At 43.5% G+C, this 16,735-nt stretch carries 20 protein-coding genes, 1 tRNA gene, 1 rRNA gene and 1 other RNA gene; 17 read left to right on the top strand and 6 right to left on the bottom strand.

Features of this window, described 5'->3' with window-relative positions; genetic code table 11:
• Positions 1 to 308 precede the first annotated feature (308 nt).
• Positions 309 to 563, top strand: coding sequence for a type II toxin-antitoxin system Phd/YefM family antitoxin (locus IEV16_RS00120; RefSeq protein ID WP_188363634.1), 255 nt, complete (start codon positions 309 to 311; stop codon positions 561 to 563).
• Positions 553 to 837 carry a type II toxin-antitoxin system RelE family toxin gene (locus IEV16_RS00115; RefSeq protein WP_188363633.1) on the top strand — a complete coding sequence of 95 codons (285 nt, stop codon included), beginning with the start codon at positions 553 to 555 and terminating at the stop codon, positions 835 to 837. The genes IEV16_RS00120 and IEV16_RS00115 overlap by 11 nt, the downstream gene beginning before the upstream one ends.
• A 155-nt stretch (positions 838 to 992) precedes the next feature.
• Here the strand turns inward: IEV16_RS00115 and IEV16_RS00110 are convergent.
• Positions 993 to 1,083, bottom strand: a tRNA-Ser gene (locus IEV16_RS00110).
• A gap of 512 nt (positions 1,084 to 1,595) precedes the next feature.
• Between IEV16_RS00110 and IEV16_RS00105 the strand changes: the two genes are divergently transcribed.
• Positions 1,596 to 2,045: a peroxiredoxin family protein gene (locus IEV16_RS00105; RefSeq protein WP_188363632.1), complete on the top strand. Its 450-nt coding sequence runs from the start codon at positions 1,596 to 1,598 to the stop codon at positions 2,043 to 2,045.
• Positions 2,046 to 2,099: 54 nt separating this feature from the next.
• Here IEV16_RS00105 and IEV16_RS00100 read toward each other — a convergent pair whose 3' ends face one another.
• The 5 genes from IEV16_RS00100 to purM are packed head-to-tail and all read right to left on the bottom strand — an operon-like array spanning position 2,100 to position 5,088.
• A complete protein-coding gene (locus tag IEV16_RS00100; RefSeq protein WP_188363631.1) occupies positions 2,100 to 2,387 on the bottom strand; it encodes a polyhydroxyalkanoic acid system family protein in 288 nt (95 codons plus the stop codon).
• A 49-nt stretch (positions 2,388 to 2,436) separates the two neighbouring features.
• On the bottom strand, positions 2,437 to 2,766 hold the full coding sequence (locus tag IEV16_RS00095) for a BlaI/MecI/CopY family transcriptional regulator (protein ID WP_188363630.1): 330 nt from the start codon (positions 2,764 to 2,766) through the stop codon (positions 2,437 to 2,439).
• A 2-nt stretch (positions 2,767 to 2,768) separates the two neighbouring features.
• Positions 2,769 to 3,404 carry a hypothetical protein gene (locus IEV16_RS00090; protein ID WP_188363629.1) on the bottom strand — a complete coding sequence of 212 codons (636 nt, stop codon included), beginning with the start codon at positions 3,402 to 3,404 and terminating at the stop codon, positions 2,769 to 2,771.
• Positions 3,405 to 3,433: 29 nt separating this feature from the next.
• On the bottom strand, positions 3,434 to 4,051 hold the full coding sequence (gene purN, locus IEV16_RS00085) for a phosphoribosylglycinamide formyltransferase (protein WP_188363628.1): 618 nt from the start codon (positions 4,049 to 4,051) through the stop codon (positions 3,434 to 3,436).
• Positions 4,051 to 5,088, bottom strand: a complete 1,038-nt coding sequence (gene purM / locus IEV16_RS00080; RefSeq protein ID WP_188363627.1) for a phosphoribosylformylglycinamidine cyclo-ligase — start codon at positions 5,086 to 5,088, stop codon at positions 4,051 to 4,053. The genes purN and purM overlap by 1 nt, the downstream gene beginning before the upstream one ends.
• A gap of 155 nt (positions 5,089 to 5,243) precedes the next feature.
• On the opposite strand from purM, the gene IEV16_RS00075 reads away from it, so the two are divergent.
• The 14 genes from IEV16_RS00075 to IEV16_RS00005 form a co-directional block, all read left to right on the top strand.
• Positions 5,244 to 6,269 carry a DUF2066 domain-containing protein gene (locus IEV16_RS00075; protein WP_188363626.1) on the top strand — a complete coding sequence of 342 codons (1,026 nt, stop codon included), beginning with the start codon at positions 5,244 to 5,246 and terminating at the stop codon, positions 6,267 to 6,269.
• Positions 6,266 to 6,829, top strand: coding sequence for a CDP-alcohol phosphatidyltransferase family protein (locus tag IEV16_RS00070; RefSeq protein ID WP_188363625.1), 564 nt, complete (start codon positions 6,266 to 6,268; stop codon positions 6,827 to 6,829). The genes IEV16_RS00075 and IEV16_RS00070 overlap by 4 nt, the downstream gene beginning before the upstream one ends.
• Positions 6,829 to 7,923, top strand: coding sequence for an AI-2E family transporter (locus tag IEV16_RS00065; RefSeq protein WP_188363624.1), 1,095 nt, complete (start codon positions 6,829 to 6,831; stop codon positions 7,921 to 7,923). Before IEV16_RS00070 ends, IEV16_RS00065 begins: the two co-directional genes overlap by 1 nt.
• Positions 7,916 to 8,599: an HdaA/DnaA family protein gene (locus tag IEV16_RS00060; RefSeq protein WP_188363623.1), complete on the top strand. Its 684-nt coding sequence runs from the start codon at positions 7,916 to 7,918 to the stop codon at positions 8,597 to 8,599. The genes IEV16_RS00065 and IEV16_RS00060 overlap by 8 nt, the downstream gene beginning before the upstream one ends.
• A gap of 56 nt (positions 8,600 to 8,655) precedes the next feature.
• Positions 8,656 to 8,751: signal recognition particle sRNA small type (gene ffs / locus IEV16_RS00055), an RNA gene on the top strand.
• A 24-nt stretch (positions 8,752 to 8,775) separates the two neighbouring features.
• Positions 8,776 to 10,404 (top strand): DNA polymerase III subunit gamma/tau, encoded by a 1,629-nt coding sequence (gene dnaX / locus IEV16_RS00050; protein WP_188363622.1) that lies wholly within the window; start codon positions 8,776 to 8,778, stop codon positions 10,402 to 10,404.
• A 2-nt stretch (positions 10,405 to 10,406) separates the two neighbouring features.
• On the top strand, positions 10,407 to 10,730 hold the full coding sequence (locus IEV16_RS00045; protein ID WP_188363621.1) for a YbaB/EbfC family nucleoid-associated protein: 324 nt from the start codon (positions 10,407 to 10,409) through the stop codon (positions 10,728 to 10,730).
• Between the two features lie 3 nt (positions 10,731 to 10,733).
• On the top strand, positions 10,734 to 11,321 hold the full coding sequence (gene recR, locus IEV16_RS00040; protein WP_188363620.1) for a recombination mediator RecR: 588 nt from the start codon (positions 10,734 to 10,736) through the stop codon (positions 11,319 to 11,321).
• A 22-nt stretch (positions 11,322 to 11,343) separates the two neighbouring features.
• On the top strand, positions 11,344 to 11,694 hold the full coding sequence (locus IEV16_RS00035) for a histidine triad nucleotide-binding protein (protein WP_188363619.1): 351 nt from the start codon (positions 11,344 to 11,346) through the stop codon (positions 11,692 to 11,694).
• A gap of 9 nt (positions 11,695 to 11,703) precedes the next feature.
• A complete protein-coding gene (gene cmoA / locus IEV16_RS00030; protein WP_188363618.1) occupies positions 11,704 to 12,417 on the top strand; it encodes a carboxy-S-adenosyl-L-methionine synthase CmoA in 714 nt (237 codons plus the stop codon).
• A gap of 8 nt (positions 12,418 to 12,425) precedes the next feature.
• The gene (gene cmoB / locus IEV16_RS00025) at positions 12,426 to 13,391 is read left to right on the top strand and encodes a tRNA 5-methoxyuridine(34)/uridine 5-oxyacetic acid(34) synthase CmoB (protein WP_188363617.1); all 966 of its coding nucleotides are present in this window, start codon (positions 12,426 to 12,428) and stop codon (positions 13,389 to 13,391) included.
• Between the two features lie 107 nt (positions 13,392 to 13,498).
• Complete coding sequence (locus tag IEV16_RS00020) at positions 13,499 to 14,263, top strand: Lcl C-terminal domain-containing protein (RefSeq protein WP_188363616.1); 765 nt, start codon at positions 13,499 to 13,501, stop codon at positions 14,261 to 14,263.
• 309 nt (positions 14,264 to 14,572) lie between these two features.
• Positions 14,573 to 15,097: an Lcl C-terminal domain-containing protein gene (locus tag IEV16_RS00010; RefSeq protein WP_188363614.1), complete on the top strand. Its 525-nt coding sequence runs from the start codon at positions 14,573 to 14,575 to the stop codon at positions 15,095 to 15,097.
• A gap of 831 nt (positions 15,098 to 15,928) precedes the next feature.
• A 16S ribosomal RNA gene (locus IEV16_RS00005) occupies positions 15,929 to 16,735 on the top strand; the annotation flags it as partial.

Genomic DNA, 16,735 nt, shown 5'->3' with positions numbered 1-16,735 from the left:
TAGCGTCCAAAAATATCAGTAAGTTTTAGATTAATGGATGGATATATCAGGTAGGTACTGGGTAGGGATTGATTAAATACATCCTGTATTTGCCACTGCGTGCGCCTGCGGCGTCAAAAATATTTCAGGAAAATATTTTCATGTAACCCGAAGGGCCATTCACAGGGAAGTGAATGGTAAAAAAGTTTCAGGAAAACTTTTTCATGTAACCAGTAGGGATATTCATAAGGGAGTGAATAGCAATATTCTTTATTTGAAAAAAACATTAAAAGACTTATAATAAGCACCTTTAATAGGTCTTTTAAAAAATGAGTGAAATTAATCTAATTCTGGCAGATTCTTCTGCAAGCGTATCTGATTTAAAAAAGAACCCGATGGCGGTGGTTAAGGCGGGCGAAGGATTTCCTGTGGCCATTTTGAATAGGAATAAACCTGCTTTTTACTGTGTTCCCTCAGAAGAGTGGGAGCGATTGTTGGATAAATTAGAAGATATTGAGTTGTCTCATCTGGCTAAAGGTAGAATTAATAATAAATCTTTCCGAGTTGATTTAGATGAGTTATGAGCTCAGATTTATTGATAAATCGTATAAAGAGTGGCAAAAATTAGGCGCTACTGTTAAGGAACAATTTAAAAAAAAGCTAAAAAAAAGACTGATATCGCCCAAAGTTGAATCATCCAGAATATCAGGAATAGATAATTGTTATAAAATCAAATTACGACAAGCGGGCTTTAGGTTGGTTTATCAGGTCAAAGATAAGCAACTGATTGTTTTGGTTTTAGCCGTGGGCAAAAGAGAGCGAAATGCGGTTTATAAATCGGTGATGAAGCGGATTTGATGGTTTTAGTTGGACAGGGATTGATGAAATACGTCCTGTATTTCACCCTGCGGGCGCCTTCGGCGTCAAATTTTGTTCCGGACAAAATTTTCGAACCCGGAAGAGGTTTCTCAAATGCTAACGTCTCCGCCATTTATTGAGGCAAGCTCAATAAATGGCGGAGAGACAGGGATTCGAACCCTGGATACGCTATTAACGTATGCCGGTTTTCAAGACCGGTGCATTCAACCGCTCTGCCATCTCTCCGCATTGTGTGATAGTTTAAAGAGTTATCAGCTCTGTATCAACGAAAAGCACCGGTCTTGACAAGACCAGCCCCGAATTCGTATTAAGTCGGTTTTGGCGCAGCCAAAGAAGACTTAATTAAGAATTCGAAAAGGGCGTGCATTCAACCGCTCTGCCATCTCTCCGCATTGTGTGATGTTTTTAATGAGTCATCAGCTCAAGCTTACAACAGCACCGGTCTTGACAAGACCAGCTCAGGTTTCGTGTTATGGCGGTTTTGGCGTAGCCAAAGAAGCCTTAACTAAGAAACCGTATAGAGCGTGCATTCAACCGCTCTGCCATCTCTCCGCATTGTGGTTAACGGTATTGATACCGTTGCTCACTTGGGTTGCGTACTTTAGCTTAATTGATTTGGTTTTTCCAGAATTTTTTAGCGACTTTCCATCATTATTCTCCGTGTGAATAGTGGCGGGCTTTTTATTTTGCTTGAAAACAGCTAAAATACGCGGTTTTCTTGAACATTGAATTTGATTATGTCTTTAGAAGCCGGTGATAAAGCCCCTGATTTTTCGTTGATTGCTGATAATGGTAAGCCTTTTAAATTATCGTCCAAAGCCAAGAGTAAGGTGATGCTGGTGTTTTTTCCGGGTGATGGTATGCCGATTTGTAAAAAGCAATTTTTGGATTATAAAGCCGAAGCCGATGCCTTTAAAAAACAAGGGGTGGAAATCATTGGTATTTCGGGTAATGATATTAAAACCACCAAGACGTTTAAAAAAGATCATGATTTGCCTTTTGTTATGTTGTGTGATGAAAAAGGTGAAGTGGCTGAACAATATAATGCTTTTGGCTGGTTCGGCGTTAAGCGTGCGGTTTATTTGTTGGATAAAAATTTAGAAATTCTTTACCGGCACATTGAGCCTGTTTCGATTTATGCCAGGACATCTGAAGAGCTACATGCTGTCATTGAGCGTAAATCCTAAACCAACTTTACGTTACTCTAAAAAACCGGCCGCAGTGCCGGTTTTTTATTGCTATTAACTTAAATGAGCGAATGATTTATCCAGTTGTCGGTGGATTTCTTTTTCAATAATGGGTTTAAAGGCCATCATCATGAAGTTTAGTTGGGCTGATATTTTTAATTCCTGGTGGTCTAACTGTATCTCACCTTTGATACCGCTGCCTTTTAGCTGGTAATGATTGTCACCGATGCTGTTGTGATGTATCTGGTATTTTTCTTCCAGATCATTCAGCAATTCATCGATCACTTCACGGCTTTGTGCCAGACTACATGGCATTGGGTATGCGATGTTAATTGTTGACATATAACATTATTTCTTCAAGAAACGTTTTACTTTAGCATTATTTTCCGGGTTATGGTTTCATTTTTTCCAGCAGTTGCTTCAAATCTTCAAGACGACCATAAAAACCACGATCAATTAGATTCCGGATCAACTGCTTTTGGGTGGTTTCTTTTGATAAACGGGTGGTGTAAATGTGGGCCACCGGTTCACTGTTCTTAACCAGTAAGTCTTTATCCAACATGACCTGCATCATTTTGAGGGTGGTGGTGTAGGTGGTGGTTTGCCGGCGCTGTTTTAAATGTTCGTGAACGGCACGTACCGTGGTTGGTCCTAATTGCCATAAGACGGATAAGATGAGTAGTTCTTTAGGGGTTGGTAAGGGTGATTGGCTTGATTTCATGATTATTCAAACACGATGTTTTTGAGTACAGTGCGCACAACTTTTTGGTCTTTTTGATAAATGATTTCTTCAATATAGCATTCTTGGGTATTAATCCAAATTGCGGTGCTTTTATCAGAGCGGTTTTGATATTGGCGATGAACTAAGGATCTGTTGTTATCAACAGCGGAAATTTTAAAAAAGTACAGTTTGGCTTGTTGAGCGTTAAGTACCGGCCATTGCATGTTATTTTTCGGATCTTGACAAACTTGTTGAGCCAATTGCCAGGACATGAGTTGGTTGCTGAACAGGGGCTGTTGGCTGTTTAATTGAAACGGTTTTTTATGGTCAATACCTTGGTAGCCGGTCTCACCGGGTTGGTGTTTAAATTCATAGTGGTTACTTTTAAAAGCAACTTTTTGGTGCATGCTATGATAAATGGCTTCAGGTAAATTATTATGGAAAATAAAGTCAGTTTGTTCAATGCGTTTAAAGTTCAATAAAGATGCTAATCCGGCCGTGCCTTCGGTTAAGTCTGTGAGTTGGAATTGGTTTGCACCGGTTTTTTTAAGGCGGCTGGTTAAAATCGCTTTAACGGTGCCATCTTCATAAACATCATACGTCGCTTTATAGGGTTTGGGTTCGGACAGAGCTGTCATAGACAGTCCGATGAGTACGATTAATAATGTTAAAGATTTGACCATACGATGGGTTGGGTAATGAGCTGATTATTATAAAAAAGTTGATTGTCCTGCCAATAAATTTCGCCGCAGGCTATTTTATTTACGGTGGTTGTTAATAGTGTATGTTCTTTCGACAGCAGACGTGCCGCTAAAGTTTCTGCAGTGTCTTGGGCTGTGATGTTGATGTGACTTTGGCTGATGCTGTGGCCCCGGTCTAAATGTTGATCCACATAATGAACGGTGGCGCCGTGTTTGGTTTGGTGGTCATTTAAAGCCCGTTGGTGGGTATTCAGACCCGGATAAAGTGGTAAAAGAGACGGGTGTATATTAATGATTTTAAACGGGAAATTAGCCACAAAACTGGCGGATAATACACGCATAAAACCCGCCAAAACAATTAAATCGGGATTGAGAACTTTGAGTAAAGCAAGTGCTTTCGCTTCAGCCTGGGCGGTATCGCGCCAGGGGATTACGGTGCTCGGTACTGCGTAACTTTTGGCAATCGACAGACCATTGGCCCGTGCGCGGTTGCTGATAACGTGGCAGACGGTGTAATTTTTTTGGTGTTCAAGTAGCGCCTGTAAATTACTGCCACGGCCGGAAATAAAAACAACAACACGCATTAAATCAGGACAACATCTTGACCGGCGTGTTTAATGACTCGGCCAATTGACCAAGCGTTCAGTTGTTGAGACCGGAAATGTGAAAGGGTTTCGTTCACGGCATCTTCAGAGACAATCAGACATAAACCGACACCACTGTTAAAGGTTTTTAGAAGTTCCGATTCTTCGATATTACCGAGTTCCTGAAGATAGCTGAATATCTTCGGTCGCGGCCAACTGCCCGGATTTATTTCAACCGCCAGCCCATCGGGCAATACCCGGTTTATATTTTCCATCAGACCGCCTCCGGTGATATGCGCCATCCCTAAAATCGGCGCTTGTTTATCCAGAAGGCTCAAAACCGGTTTGGGGTATAAAGTGGTGGGTGCTAATAATTTTTGGCCCAATGTGCTGTCTTCAAAATCTGCAGATAAATCCAGGGCGTTATCATCAATTAAGCGCCGAATCAAAGAATAACCATTGCTGTGTGGGCCACTGGATGCGACCCCCACAATCCGATGGCCTGCCCGGATGTTTTTGCCGTCGATGATTTTGGTTTTATCCACCACGCCCACCACAAATCCGGCCAGATCATAGTCTCCGTGTGGGTACATGCCGGGCATTTCAGCGGTTTCACCACCTATTAAGGCGCATCCCGACAAACGACAACCTTCCGCAATGCCTTTTATAACTTCAGCTGCCTGATTATTATTCAACTTTCCGCAAGCATAATAGTCCAGGAAAAACAGTGGTTCGGCACCCATTACAATAATGTCATTAACACACATGGCGACCAAGTCAATACCGATGGTGCTGTGGTCATTCATCAGCCGGGCCAGTTTGAGTTTCGTGCCGACCCCGTCGGTTCCAGATACCAGCACCGGGTTGTCACAATTCACCTGGGATAAATCAAATAATCCGCCAAAACCACCGAGTGATCCCATCACGCCGGGACGGTGGGTGGTTTTAATCATGGGTTTGATGCGTTGCACCAGGGCATTGCCGGCTGCAATATCTACCCCGGCTTGTTGATAAGTGTAAGGCTTTCTATCGGTCATGTGTTTACAGGCTTTAAAGCACATGCGATTGTATTCGATTCGTCCGTGAATGTGTTAAAAAAAGCCGATAGTTTCCATGGTTGAGTGGATGAAAAGTGCCTTGTTCGGTTGGTTTAATTGTTTTATTGTGACGCGCTTCCATTATAATTGTCGCTATGAAACGAATATTTTATTTATTGTGCCTGGTGACTTCGGTTGTCATTGCTCAAACAGACAATTTAAACCATGCGGCAACTTTGGTTGACCGTCAGAATCCTCAGGACAGTGCCCAGGTTATGGCAGCAATCACCGCTGTAATCAGTAAAAAAACCGGCTTAAGTGAACACACCATCCAGGCACAGGGTTGGTTGGATGATTCCTTTAATCGTGTGGTATTACGACATTATTATGAGCAGTTGCCAAGCTTTATAGATCGAGAGGGCTTGTGGTTTCATGTTATTACCGATGGTCGTCAGCTGAATCAGATGTTAATCGATCGCAATGTGCCCTTGTGGCCACCCAACCGGCCACAATTGTTCGTGTGGCTGGTGGAAGAACAGGCTGACGGAACCTTATCCCATGCCATTGAAGGTTCTGCTGGTCTTTACTGGCTGAGTAAGTGGTTAACCAACAAAGGCATTGACCATCAGTTTTATAATCCCATGGATGCCGATTTGCTGCAGTTTAAACCGGAAGATGTCAGTTATCTCAATCCAGATTTGGTGGACCGGGTATTTCAAGATTATCAACCGGACCAGGTGTTGTTAGTCAAACTAAGGGACTACGGCAGCGGTCAGTCTTACCGAGCCGGGTTGTTTGAGTCACCCGACAGTGAAGCCCAAATTGAGAACCGACAGTTTGTGAATATGGCCAATGGATTTGACTTATTGGTCACTTCCATTCAACAGCGTTTGGCAGACGGTCACCGTATTGATGCCGCTGAATTTGGGGCGTTCACACTGGCCATCGTTGTTAATGACATCAATGGACCCGCCTCAATGCTCCAGTTATGGCGGTATTTGCAGAATCAGCCGCTGATAAAAGATTTTCATGCCACCGCATATGGCCAACACAGCGTGCAGTTACAGTTAAATACCCGGGTTGATCGTGATGCCTTCATTAAGGTTTTATCCAAAGACGGTATGTTGCAACATATGCCTTTAGGGATGGCGAATAAAACCGTTTTCCGTTGGCAGCCATGACCTGTTTGCGCCATTTGCCCAACGCCATCACCATTGCCCGGATGCTGTCGTTGATTCCGTTGGCGTGGCTGATGTTACAAAAGCAATACACCGGTGCGTTAATTCTTGCCCTGGTGGCCGGTGTTTCGGACGGTGTGGATGGATTTTTGGCCAAGCGATTTGGTTGGGAAGGGCGCTTAGGCAGTATTTTAGACCCGCTGGCTGACAAATTGATGATGTTGTGTTGTTTCAGTGTGTTCATGTATCAAGGGCATTTCCCGCTATGGCTTTTTTTACTGATCGTGGGGCGGGATGTGGTTATTGTAATGGGTACCACCTACGTTAACTTCTTTGTGGGACGCTTAAAAGCCGCGACACCCACCCTGGTGAGCAAGGTCAACACAGCCCTTCAAATTCTATTAATTTTAACCCTATTGGTGACTTTGAGCGGCGTGTATAATCTGCATCAACTGAATCAATGGTTGATTGTGCTGACAGCCATTTTTACCATGATCAGTGGCCTGCATTATGTTTGGCTGGGATTTAGAATTAAACGTCAATTTCAACATGAGAGGTCTTGATGCAAACACAGCTTATTCGGCAAATTTATTTATTGGTTCTGGTCCTGGTTGTAGGTTACCTGGTGTACTTATTGTCACCCATCCTGGCACCTTTTGTGATTGCGGCTTTATTTGCATATTTATTTGATCCGCTGGCGGACAAACTTGAATCCTGGAAGCTCAGCCGGACAGGCGCGGTGGTTGTGGTGTTTTTGTTAATTACCTTATTAATGGTGACTGTGGCTTTGATTTTAATTCCGGCTTTAGAACGCCAAATCAGTTACCTGATTAAAAACTTACCGGTTTATGTGAATTGGTTGAAAGACAACATCAATCCCTGGTTGCAATCACAGTTTGGTCTTGAAATTGATTTGTTTGACACCGGCCAGCTAAGCGCCTTACTCAAGGAACACTGGGAAAGCGCCGGTGGCATTGCCCAAACGGTGCTGAGTTCAGTGACCAAAAGTGGTATGGTGGTTTTGAACTGGGTGATGAATTTATTGTTGATTCCTGTGGTGTTCTTTTATTTGTTGCGTGACTGGGACATCATCACGCCACGGGTCGGTGAACTGATACCGCGCCGCTACTACAGCACGGTGCACACCATTACCCGTGAATCAAACACGGTACTCAGCGCTTTTTTGCGGGGTCAACTCAGTGTCATGCTTGCTTTGGGCGTGATTTACACCATCGGCTTATGGATTGTGGGCATTGATCTTGCCTTGTTGATTGGCATGGGTGCCGGTCTGGTTTCATTTGTACCTTATTTGGGGGCTATTACCGGCCTGATCGGAGGTGTTATTGCTGCGCTGGTTCAGTTTGGTGATTTGATTCATGTGGTGTATGTACTGATTGTTTTTGGTGTGGGTCAGTTACTGGAGGGTATGGTACTGACCCCCTGGCTGGTGGGCGATAAAATTGGTTTACATCCGGTGGCGGTTATTTTTGCGGTGTTGGCCGGCGGACAGCTGTTTGGGTTTGTTGGCGTGCTGTTGGGGTTACCCCTGGCGGCGGTTGTGATGGTAATGTTACGTCATGCCCATCAAAAATATGTCAACAGCGAACTCTATGGACAGCCTGTCAATGTTAATAAGGTGAAGACATCGGATGATTAAACCGCAACTGCCTTTGCAGCTGAAAACCTCAGAATCAGCCGGTTTTAGTGAATTTATCGGGCATAAGAACGTGGTTAATAACCTGAGAAATTATGCCGATCTACCGGCGTTTTGTTATCTGTGGGGCGCGGCTTGTTCCGGCAAAAGTCATTTGCTGTCCGCTTACAGTCAGAATCGACTGCACAACGGCGATTCAGGTGTTTTATTTTCTGCCGCGGTATTAAAGGAAACAGACCTGAGTGAATTGTTACAACCGCAAGGGTCTTTTGTGGCTTTTGATGATTTGCAATTGCTGGCAGGTCATGCGGTTGGAGAGCGCCATCTTTTCAATGTGTTTAATTTATGCCGGGCTCAACACATTTCCCTGATGGTGGCTTCACGTATTGCACCCCGCCACAGTGATTGGCAATTACCGGATTTACGTTCTCGCCTGCAATCGGGTCTGACCCTGGAATTATCGGTGCTCAAAGGTGAGCAAGCCATGACATTACTTAAGCGACAATTTGAAATTCAGGGGATACCCAGCGATGAGAGTGTGTTTCACTACATTGCTTCTCACCATGCCACTGATTTTGCCTCGCTGAATGAATTACTGCAAAAATTGTCGGCCCTGTCATTGCGCGATAAACGTAAAATAACGGTGCCTTATGTTAAACATGTTATCGCGGAGAAATAAAAAATGACGGTGGACAAGTCCCATAGCAATGTGGATAATACGCCATCGGTGACTCTCGTTTGTCACCCCGCAATGGTCAGCAGCGAACCCGGTCAGGCCCGGAAGGGAGCAGCCGTAGTTGTGATACCATGTGCGGGGATCGGCTGGCGGGAGTCCCATTCATTTAATCTATCATTATGACTTACCAAGTACTTGCCAGAAAGCACCGCCCTCAAAATTTCAAACAAGTTGTGGGCCAGGAACATGTGGTGCAGGCTCTGGTTAACGGATTAGACAATAACCGTTTACACCATGCTTTTTTATTCACCGGAACCCGCGGTGTGGGAAAAACCACTTTAGCGCGTGTGCTGGCAAAATCGCTCAATTGTCTGGAAGGTGTCTCCAGTGAGCCTTGTGGCAAATGTGCCCATTGCCTTGAAATACAACAGGGTGATTTTATTGATTTAATTGAAGTGGATGCCGCCTCCAGAACCGGTGTCGATGACACCCGCAGTTTACTCGACAATGTCAGTTATGCGCCCAATAAAGGTCAGTTTAAAATCTACCTGATTGATGAAGTGCACATGTTTTCAAAAAGCAGTTTTAATGCGCTACTGAAAACCCTGGAAGAACCACCTGAACACGTCAAATTTTTACTGGCCACCACCGAACCTGAAAAACTTCCCATCACTGTTTTATCCCGTTGTCTGCAATTTAATCTTAAACGTCTCACGGAAAAACAAATCAGTGATTATTTAGCGGATATACTTCAAAGAGAAGCACTTGAGTTCGAAGACAAAGCACTTAAGCTGGTTGCCCGTATGGCCGATGGTAGTATGCGAGATGCCTTGAGTTTGCTTGACCAGTCATTGGCTTTTGGCGGTAATAAATTAAATTATGATGAAGTGCGCACTATGTTGGGCACGGTGGAGCAATCACATGTGGTTGAGTTGCTTCAAATGATTATGCATGACAATAAGAGCGCGGTTGTTGAGAAGCTTGATTGGTTTCATGCCATGTCCACCGATTACAGTCAGCTTCTGGATGAGTTAAGCCGCTTATTACATGAAATTTCACTGACACAATCTTTGAACAAGGTCACAGGTGGCGGCGCTTTTGAAGTGGCTGTGTTAAAAAAATTAGCCGACCAGCTTAATCCTGAACAGTTGCAATTGTATTATCAGTTTGTGGTGGTGGGTCTGCAGCAAATGCGATCAGTGCCGGACAAGAAAATATCTTTTGAGATGACCATAATCAGAATGCTTGATTTCGATTTGACATCCGATGACGGTCATTCGACATCCGACAAAAATCAAAATACAGATAACGCAAAATCAACCGCACAAACACAACATGCCGTGTCTGATTCATTTGACACCAGCGCTGAAAATAACCGAAATAAACCCAATCAGATTGAGTCAGAACCTAATCCAACCTCTGCTGTGGTAAATTTATCGGCGTTAACCAACGACAACTGGCCGCAAATTTTTAAAGACCTACCCGTCAAAGGTATGGTCAGAGAGTTGGCCAGAAATTTAATGGTGCTTGAAAATAAAAACAACACCATTATATTTGCCATAGATGCCGCTGTTGAGTCATTTAAAAAGCCAAAATTGTTGGACAAATTAAACCATGCGTTAGCCATTGAACAACAAAGTTATCGGGTTGAATATTGTGTTCGGGATGAGGTTGACTCAGTGGCCAAAAAACAGGCCCAAAAGGACAAACAAACCAAACAACGGCGGCAACAACACAAAGATCCGGTGGTCGAGGCCCTAAAGCAACGGTTCGATGCCACCATCATTAATCAAAAGACAGGTCATTAATTATGAAAGGTACTTTAGGCAATATGATGCAACAAGTGCAAAAAATGCAAGAGCAAATGCAGCAGGCACAAGCAGAACTGGCTGAAAAAGAAGTGATCGGTTCTGCCGGTGCAGATGCGGTCAAAATCACCATGAACGGACAGCAACAAGTTAAAAATATTAACATAGATCAGGCCATGGTGGGTGATGACTTTGAAATGCTGGAGGATTTACTGATTGCTGCTTTTAATGATGTGCTCAATAAAATCAGTGAACTCCAAAAAGAAAACATGGGTGGCTTGACAGAAGGGCTAAATTTGCCGCCGGGTTTTAAGATGCCTTTTTAAATCATGTCCCTGGTATCCCAATTGATGGACGCCTTGCAAATCATGCCGGGTGTCGGACCTAAATCAGCGCAGCGACTAGCATTTTTTTTGTTGCAAAAGGATCGATCCGGAGCGCGTCACTTGGCAAGTATATTGAATCAGGCTCTGGATCAGGTTAAAGAGTGTCAGCAATGCCGCACTCTGACTGAACATAATGTATGTGCGTTATGTAGCAATGATCAAAGAAGCTGGCGCCAATTATGTGTGGTCGAAAGCCCCGCTGACATTATCCAGATTGAACAAGCCACAGATTACAAAGGCCGTTATTTTGTGCTCCACGGCAAACTGTCTCCGTTGGATGGGATGGGGCCAAGTGAATTAAAACTCAATCAGCTCATTGATATTTTGGCCAAACCAGAATGTCAGGAGTTGATTGTGGCCACCGGTTCAACGGTTGAAGGAGAAACCACCGCCCAATATCTGGCCGGTCTGGCAGAAAAAGGTGGCATTAAAGCCAGTCGCCTGGCGCACGGCGTCCCATTGGGTGGTGATTTGGAATACATTGACAACAATACACTGGCCCATGCATTCGCAGGTCGGACCCATTACTAAGCATGACCTTTCAGGAGCAAGCATGAACGAACAAGGTACCATATTTGACCAGATACTGGCCGGCAAAATTCCGGCTGATGTGGTGTATGAAGATGATTTTGTGTTGGCTTTTAAAGACATCAATCCACAAGCCCCGATCCATGTGCTGTTTATTCCCAAAGTGCGCATCAAAACCCACAATGACATTGATGAAGCCAACATGGAATACGTCAATAAAATTCATTTAGCCATTAATCAATACGCCAAACAAATTGGTGAAGATAAAAATGGTTATCGCATTGTCATGAATTGCAATGAAAACGGACAACAAACCGTGAATCACATTCACATGCATTTTTTGGCCGGTCGTCAAATGGAATGGCCGCCGGGTTAACACGCCGGTATGAGTGAGCGCGACCAGATATTTAATCAGGCCTATAAAAAAGTGTCTGCTTTTGCTTTTGATGAGCAGGTGGTGTCGGTATTCCCGGACATGATCAAAAGATCTGTTCCCGGGTATGACACCATTTTAAAAGGCCTGGCCATGTACGCCATGCGTTTTGTCAAACCGAACACACGGGTTTATGATTTGGGTGCTTCTCTGGGCGCAGTCAGCTTAACCGTGGATCAAGCGCTTGGTTCTAACAATATCGACATTCATGCCGTTGATAATTCCGATGCCATGATTAATCGCTTTAAGTCAATATTGGCCAAGCAACAGCTCAACAACCAAATTCATATCCATCATCAGGATTTACGCGACATTGAAATAGCGAAGGCCAGCCTGGTGGTGAGTAATTTCACATTGCAATTTATTCAGCCGGGTGATCGCCACTCAATGTGTGAGCGAATATACAATGGCTTAAATGAACAGGGTGTTTTTATATTGTCTGAAAAGATTAAATCATCCCAAGAAATGATTGATTTTTATCATGGTTATAAAAAAATTAACGGCTACAGTGATATTGAAGTGGCGCAGAAAAGACAGGCTTTAGAAGATACCTTAAAACCCGATAGCCTGGATCAATGGCAGCAGCGGCTTGTGGACGTCGGCTTTCATTCTGTTGAAGTCTGGTTTCGCGCCTTTAACTTTATTTCACTGGTGGCTTTTAAATAACACCGGTTATGTTTAAGGTACAACTCAATAAGCTAAAGGAACAAGTCACTAATACCGAGTTATCAGCCGGTTTTAATCAGCTGAGCACACTTACCCTTGATGTGATAAAAAACATTAACCAGGGTGATTTGCCCCGATGGCAGCAAGCTTATGAAAACCTCCCAAATCTAACAATAGAGCTTATTGATTTAAAAGCCGATGCGATTACAGTCAGTGGTTCGTGTAATGACAATCAAAAGCAACAACTGCTGACCAGTCTCGAAACACTCATACCCTGGCGGAAAGGCCCTTTTTCATTGTTTGATGTGGAAATCGATGCCGAATGGCGCTCGGACATGAAGTGGCAGCGGTTGCTGGACAGCTTGCCAGATTTGACCTATAAAACGGTTTTGGATGTCGGTTGTGGTAATGGTTATTATTTATTGAAAATGGCCGCTTATCAGCCGCAAGTCTTGTTAGGCATTGAGCCGGGTATTTTACAACATGTTCAGTTTTGGGCCGTTCAGAAATATGCCCAAACCATGGCCACCATGCTACCGCTGAAGATACAGCAGATGCCAAAATCATTTCCTTATTTTGATGTGGTGTTTTCCATGGGGGTGTTGTATCACCGAAAATCACCCATAGAACATTTAGAGCATTTGAAATCTCTGTTATCACCGCAAGGTACATTGGTATTGGAAACTTTGATTGTTGATGGTGATGAGCAAACATGCCTGGTACCGGCAGGTCGTTACGCACAAATGCGCAATGTATGGTTCTTGCCCAGTGTTGCAATGCTGAGTGGCTGGTTGGAGAAAGTGGGCTTTAAAAATGTCGAAGTTACAGATGTTTCCATAACTACAACAGAAGAACAGCGCTCAACCGAGTGGATGCGTTTTCACTCGCTCCCGCAATTTTTAACGGAAGACGAAAATCACACTGTTGAAGGTCATCAGCCACCAAAGCGAGCTATTTTTATCTGTCAGGAGTAAGTTAAAAATACTTGAATTTCATCAAAATCGTGTTAAGTCTTGATTGATTGATTGATTGATTGATTTTGTTTACAATTGTTTTATCATTAGGAGAAAAGGAACAATCGATGCAATCCAAAACCATGACCATGATAGCCATATTGGTATTAGCCAATTTTTCTTATGCTCAAACAGATTTAATCTTTAAAACCAGCTTTGAATTTGTTTCAAAACTCAATGACACAGGCATAACATGGTCAGGTGAATATCCATCTGGCGACCTGACTGAGTGTACCAATCCGGCATCAAACCCATCACCACAAGATTGTAATACCGGCCGTGATGTCACTCACAACGATGGTTCTGACGGTCATGCCGGATTCAGTTTCACCAAACTCGATGCGAATGGCGTGCCTTTAGTTGATCAAAGTGTGGATTATGGAACTCAAACCTGGGCTTGCGTGAGAGACAATGTCACCGGTTTGGTTTGGGAGGTTAAGACCACAACAGCAGGCATTCATCACCAAGACAACACCTATCGATGGGGTGGTATCACAGCCATTGGTTTGGGGCATCCGGATGCCGAAGGTACATACTACGATGATTGGGATGTGTTGGTCAATGGTTCAAATAGCGAAACACTTTGTGGCTTTGATAACTGGCGTGTACCAACAATTGATGAGCTGACTGGCTTGGCTAATTATGGCACATTCAACCCGGCAATTGATACAGACTATTTCCCAAACACTGTTTCATCAGGGTTTTGGTCGTCCTTGCCTTTTGCTGGCAATGATTACGCAGCGTCGATTGTCCATTTCGGCGGCGGCAATGGCTACAACGATCCTCGCGGCATTAGCAGTCGTGTCCGTTTAGTTCGTAGTCCCGGACAGTGATTTTCTTTTTTTCACTTTATGCTTTTATGAATAAAAAGCTTCCTATCTATCGAGATACAAATCAGTTGATTATAGATACTGAATTAACCGTTAGGCAGTTTCCCCGCTATCACAAATATACTTGGGGCAGCGAAATACGAATCTCAGCCTATGCTATTTTGGAAAATATATCATTAGCCATAAATCAACCCAAAAGCATGATAAAAGACAAAAAGGACTTGAATCAACAGGACTATGTTAACAACAAGTTAAGAAAATGCAAAATTTCACAAATTTATATATCGATAACCTAAATTCAAAGGATTCATTATGAAAAAGATAATCAACCTTGCTTTAATTTATTTTCTATTATTCTCGCAGATTGTACTCGCACAGCAAACATGTAAAACTTATATCACCGACGAATGGCCTGATTCTCGATATACGGTCACGGACATATCCGGAGATCATGTCGTAACAGATAAGCAAACAGGTTTAATGTGGAAGCAATGCAGTGAAGGCTTATCAGGTTCTGATTGTAGTGTCGGAACATTGGCATCTCTTACCTGGAAAGAAGCATTAGATATTGCTGATGCAGAAGATTTTGCCGGTTTTGCTGATTGGCGTGTACCTAACCAAAAAGAACTGCGCACAATAGTTGCGAGAAACTGTTATAGTCCAAGTATCAATACCAATGTATTTCCAAATACGCCCAATGATTGGTTTTGGGCGTCCTCACCGATTGCTACCAATGATAGCAATGCGTGGATTGTCTATTTCGGCAGCGGCTATGACGGCAGCAGTGGTCGTGGCGGTGACGGTCGTGTCCGTTTAGTTCGTAGTCCCGGACAGTGATTTCCCCTTTTTTTAACTGTCATTAAAGTGTGGCATCAATCACTTTTAAGCCGTACTTTGGAATGATATTGTCAGCGGTCATCAGTTCCAATCCATCGGCTTTGGCTTGCGCTACCAACATTCGGTCAAAAGGATTTCTGAGAATTTTTTGGTAATAACCACACAAGAACAGCGCTCAACCGACTGGATTCGCTTTCATTCCTTGCCACAATTTTTAAAACACATCAACAACAAACTGTTGAAGGCCACCCGCCACCAAAGCCCGTAATCATTAGCTGTTCTCGGTAAGCTTCTAAATTAATCTCATAAAAATGTCACAAAGGGGTTTACAGGTTTTTTTTAGTGACTATAATGCGCGTTCGCCTGTGGGTAGAGCCAGTAGATTTAGTGATTTATGGGTCTGATTAAATTAATTAGATTTAATTGAAAAAAAACACTTGCAAAGGCGAATTTTTAAGCGATAATACGCCTCCCTTGAGTAAGTCGTCTGGCTTGAAGAAGTCGGAGAGATAGAGCGGATTAAAAATAGTTCTAAAAAAGCTTGCAAAAGGAAAAAAATCAGCGATAATATCGCACCTTTCCCGAGCGAAATGCCGGGATTATTTTAAGGTTAGAATCGGTATGATTTTAGCTTTAAAAAGAGTAATTTAAAAACTCAAATAGATAACTTGTGTGGGCACTTGAGTTGATGTTAATAACAGGTACAACGACAAAAAGTGACCATAACTATCACGTAATTTCTTTTTAAGATAATACAGTTAGGTCAAACCGAGAAGTTTACTTCTCACAATGAATAAGGTGCTGATACTTTTTAGTATTGGTATCGCAATTTAATTGAAGAGTTTGATCCTGGCTCAGATTGAACGCTGGCGGTATGCCTAACACATGCAAGTCGAACGGTAACAGAGAGAAGCTTGCTTCTTTGCTGACGAGTGGCGGACGGGTGAGTAACGCGTGGGAATCTACCCAGTAGTTGGGGATAGCCCGGAGAAATCCGGATTAAAACCGAATAATATCTACGGATGAAAGGGTGCCTCTTCTTGAAAGCACTTGCTATTGGATGAGCCCGCGTTAGATTAGTTAGTTGGTGGGGTAAAGGCCTACCAAGACTGCGATCTATAGCTGGTTTGAGAGGATGATCAGCCACATTGGGACTGAGACACGGCCCAGACTCCTACGGGAGGCAGCAGTGGGGAATATTGGACAATGGGCGCAAGCCTGATCCAGCAATACCGCGTGTGTGAAGAAGGCCTTCGGGTTGTAAAGCACTTTTATATGGGAAGAAGTGTTGTGTGTTAATAGCACATGGCATTGACGGTACCATAGGAATAAGCACCGGCTAACTCCGTGCCAGCAGCCGCGGTAATACGGAGGGTGCGAGCGTTAATCGGAATTACTGGGCGTAAAGGGTACGTAGGCGGCTTAATAAGTCAGATGTGAAATCCCCGGGCTTAACCTGGGAACTGCATTTGAAACTGTTGAGCTAGAGTGAGTGAGAGGTAAGTGGAATTCAAGGCGTAGCGGTGAAATGCGTAGAGGTCTTGAGGAACATCAGTGGCGAAGGCGACTTACTGGCACTACACTGACGCTGAGGTACGAAAGCGTGGGGAGCGAACAGGATTAGATACCCTGGTAGTC

Source organism: Marinicella pacifica (genome assembly GCF_014636635.1).
In the GTDB taxonomy this organism is placed as follows: domain Bacteria; phylum Pseudomonadota; class Gammaproteobacteria; order Xanthomonadales; family Marinicellaceae; genus Marinicella; species Marinicella pacifica.
Note: the sequence above shows the minus strand (reverse complement) of the source record. Positions and strands in the feature narration are given on the sequence as shown.

What these genes read in the sequence shown, in the direction of transcription:
- cmoA (WP_188363618.1), top strand. Translation starts at nt 11,704, where the DNA reads ATGAGTGAGCGCGACCAGATATTTAATCAGGCCTATAAAAAAGTGTCT.
- IEV16_RS00070 (WP_188363625.1), top strand. Translation starts at nt 6,266, where the DNA reads ATGACCTGTTTGCGCCATTTGCCCAACGCCATCACCATTGCCCGGATG.
- IEV16_RS00120 (WP_188363634.1), top strand. Translation starts at nt 309, where the DNA reads ATGAGTGAAATTAATCTAATTCTGGCAGATTCTTCTGCAAGCGTATCT.
- purN (WP_188363628.1), bottom strand. Translation starts at nt 4,051, where the DNA reads ATGCGTGTTGTTGTTTTTATTTCCGGCCGTGGCAGTAATTTACAGGCG.
- IEV16_RS00045 (WP_188363621.1), top strand. Translation starts at nt 10,407, where the DNA reads ATGAAAGGTACTTTAGGCAATATGATGCAACAAGTGCAAAAAATGCAA.
- IEV16_RS00115 (WP_188363633.1), top strand. Translation starts at nt 553, where the DNA reads ATGAGTTATGAGCTCAGATTTATTGATAAATCGTATAAAGAGTGGCAA.
- dnaX (WP_188363622.1), top strand. Translation starts at nt 8,776, where the DNA reads ATGACTTACCAAGTACTTGCCAGAAAGCACCGCCCTCAAAATTTCAAA.
- IEV16_RS00020 (WP_188363616.1), top strand. Translation starts at nt 13,499, where the DNA reads ATGCAATCCAAAACCATGACCATGATAGCCATATTGGTATTAGCCAAT.
- IEV16_RS00095 (WP_188363630.1), bottom strand. Translation starts at nt 2,766, where the DNA reads ATGAAATCAAGCCAATCACCCTTACCAACCCCTAAAGAACTACTCATC.
- IEV16_RS00035 (WP_188363619.1), top strand. Translation starts at nt 11,344, where the DNA reads ATGAACGAACAAGGTACCATATTTGACCAGATACTGGCCGGCAAAATT.
- IEV16_RS00060 (WP_188363623.1), top strand. Translation starts at nt 7,916, where the DNA reads ATGATTAAACCGCAACTGCCTTTGCAGCTGAAAACCTCAGAATCAGCC.
- IEV16_RS00105 (WP_188363632.1), top strand. Translation starts at nt 1,596, where the DNA reads ATGTCTTTAGAAGCCGGTGATAAAGCCCCTGATTTTTCGTTGATTGCT.
- IEV16_RS00010 (WP_188363614.1), top strand. Translation starts at nt 14,573, where the DNA reads ATGAAAAAGATAATCAACCTTGCTTTAATTTATTTTCTATTATTCTCG.
- recR (WP_188363620.1), top strand. Translation starts at nt 10,734, where the DNA reads ATGTCCCTGGTATCCCAATTGATGGACGCCTTGCAAATCATGCCGGGT.
- IEV16_RS00065 (WP_188363624.1), top strand. Translation starts at nt 6,829, where the DNA reads ATGCAAACACAGCTTATTCGGCAAATTTATTTATTGGTTCTGGTCCTG.
- IEV16_RS00090 (WP_188363629.1), bottom strand. Translation starts at nt 3,404, where the DNA reads ATGACAGCTCTGTCCGAACCCAAACCCTATAAAGCGACGTATGATGTT.
- IEV16_RS00075 (WP_188363626.1), top strand. Translation starts at nt 5,244, where the DNA reads ATGAAACGAATATTTTATTTATTGTGCCTGGTGACTTCGGTTGTCATT.
- IEV16_RS00100 (WP_188363631.1), bottom strand. Translation starts at nt 2,387, where the DNA reads ATGTCAACAATTAACATCGCATACCCAATGCCATGTAGTCTGGCACAA.
- purM (WP_188363627.1), bottom strand. Translation starts at nt 5,088, where the DNA reads ATGACCGATAGAAAGCCTTACACTTATCAACAAGCCGGGGTAGATATT.
- cmoB (WP_188363617.1), top strand. Translation starts at nt 12,426, where the DNA reads ATGTTTAAGGTACAACTCAATAAGCTAAAGGAACAAGTCACTAATACC.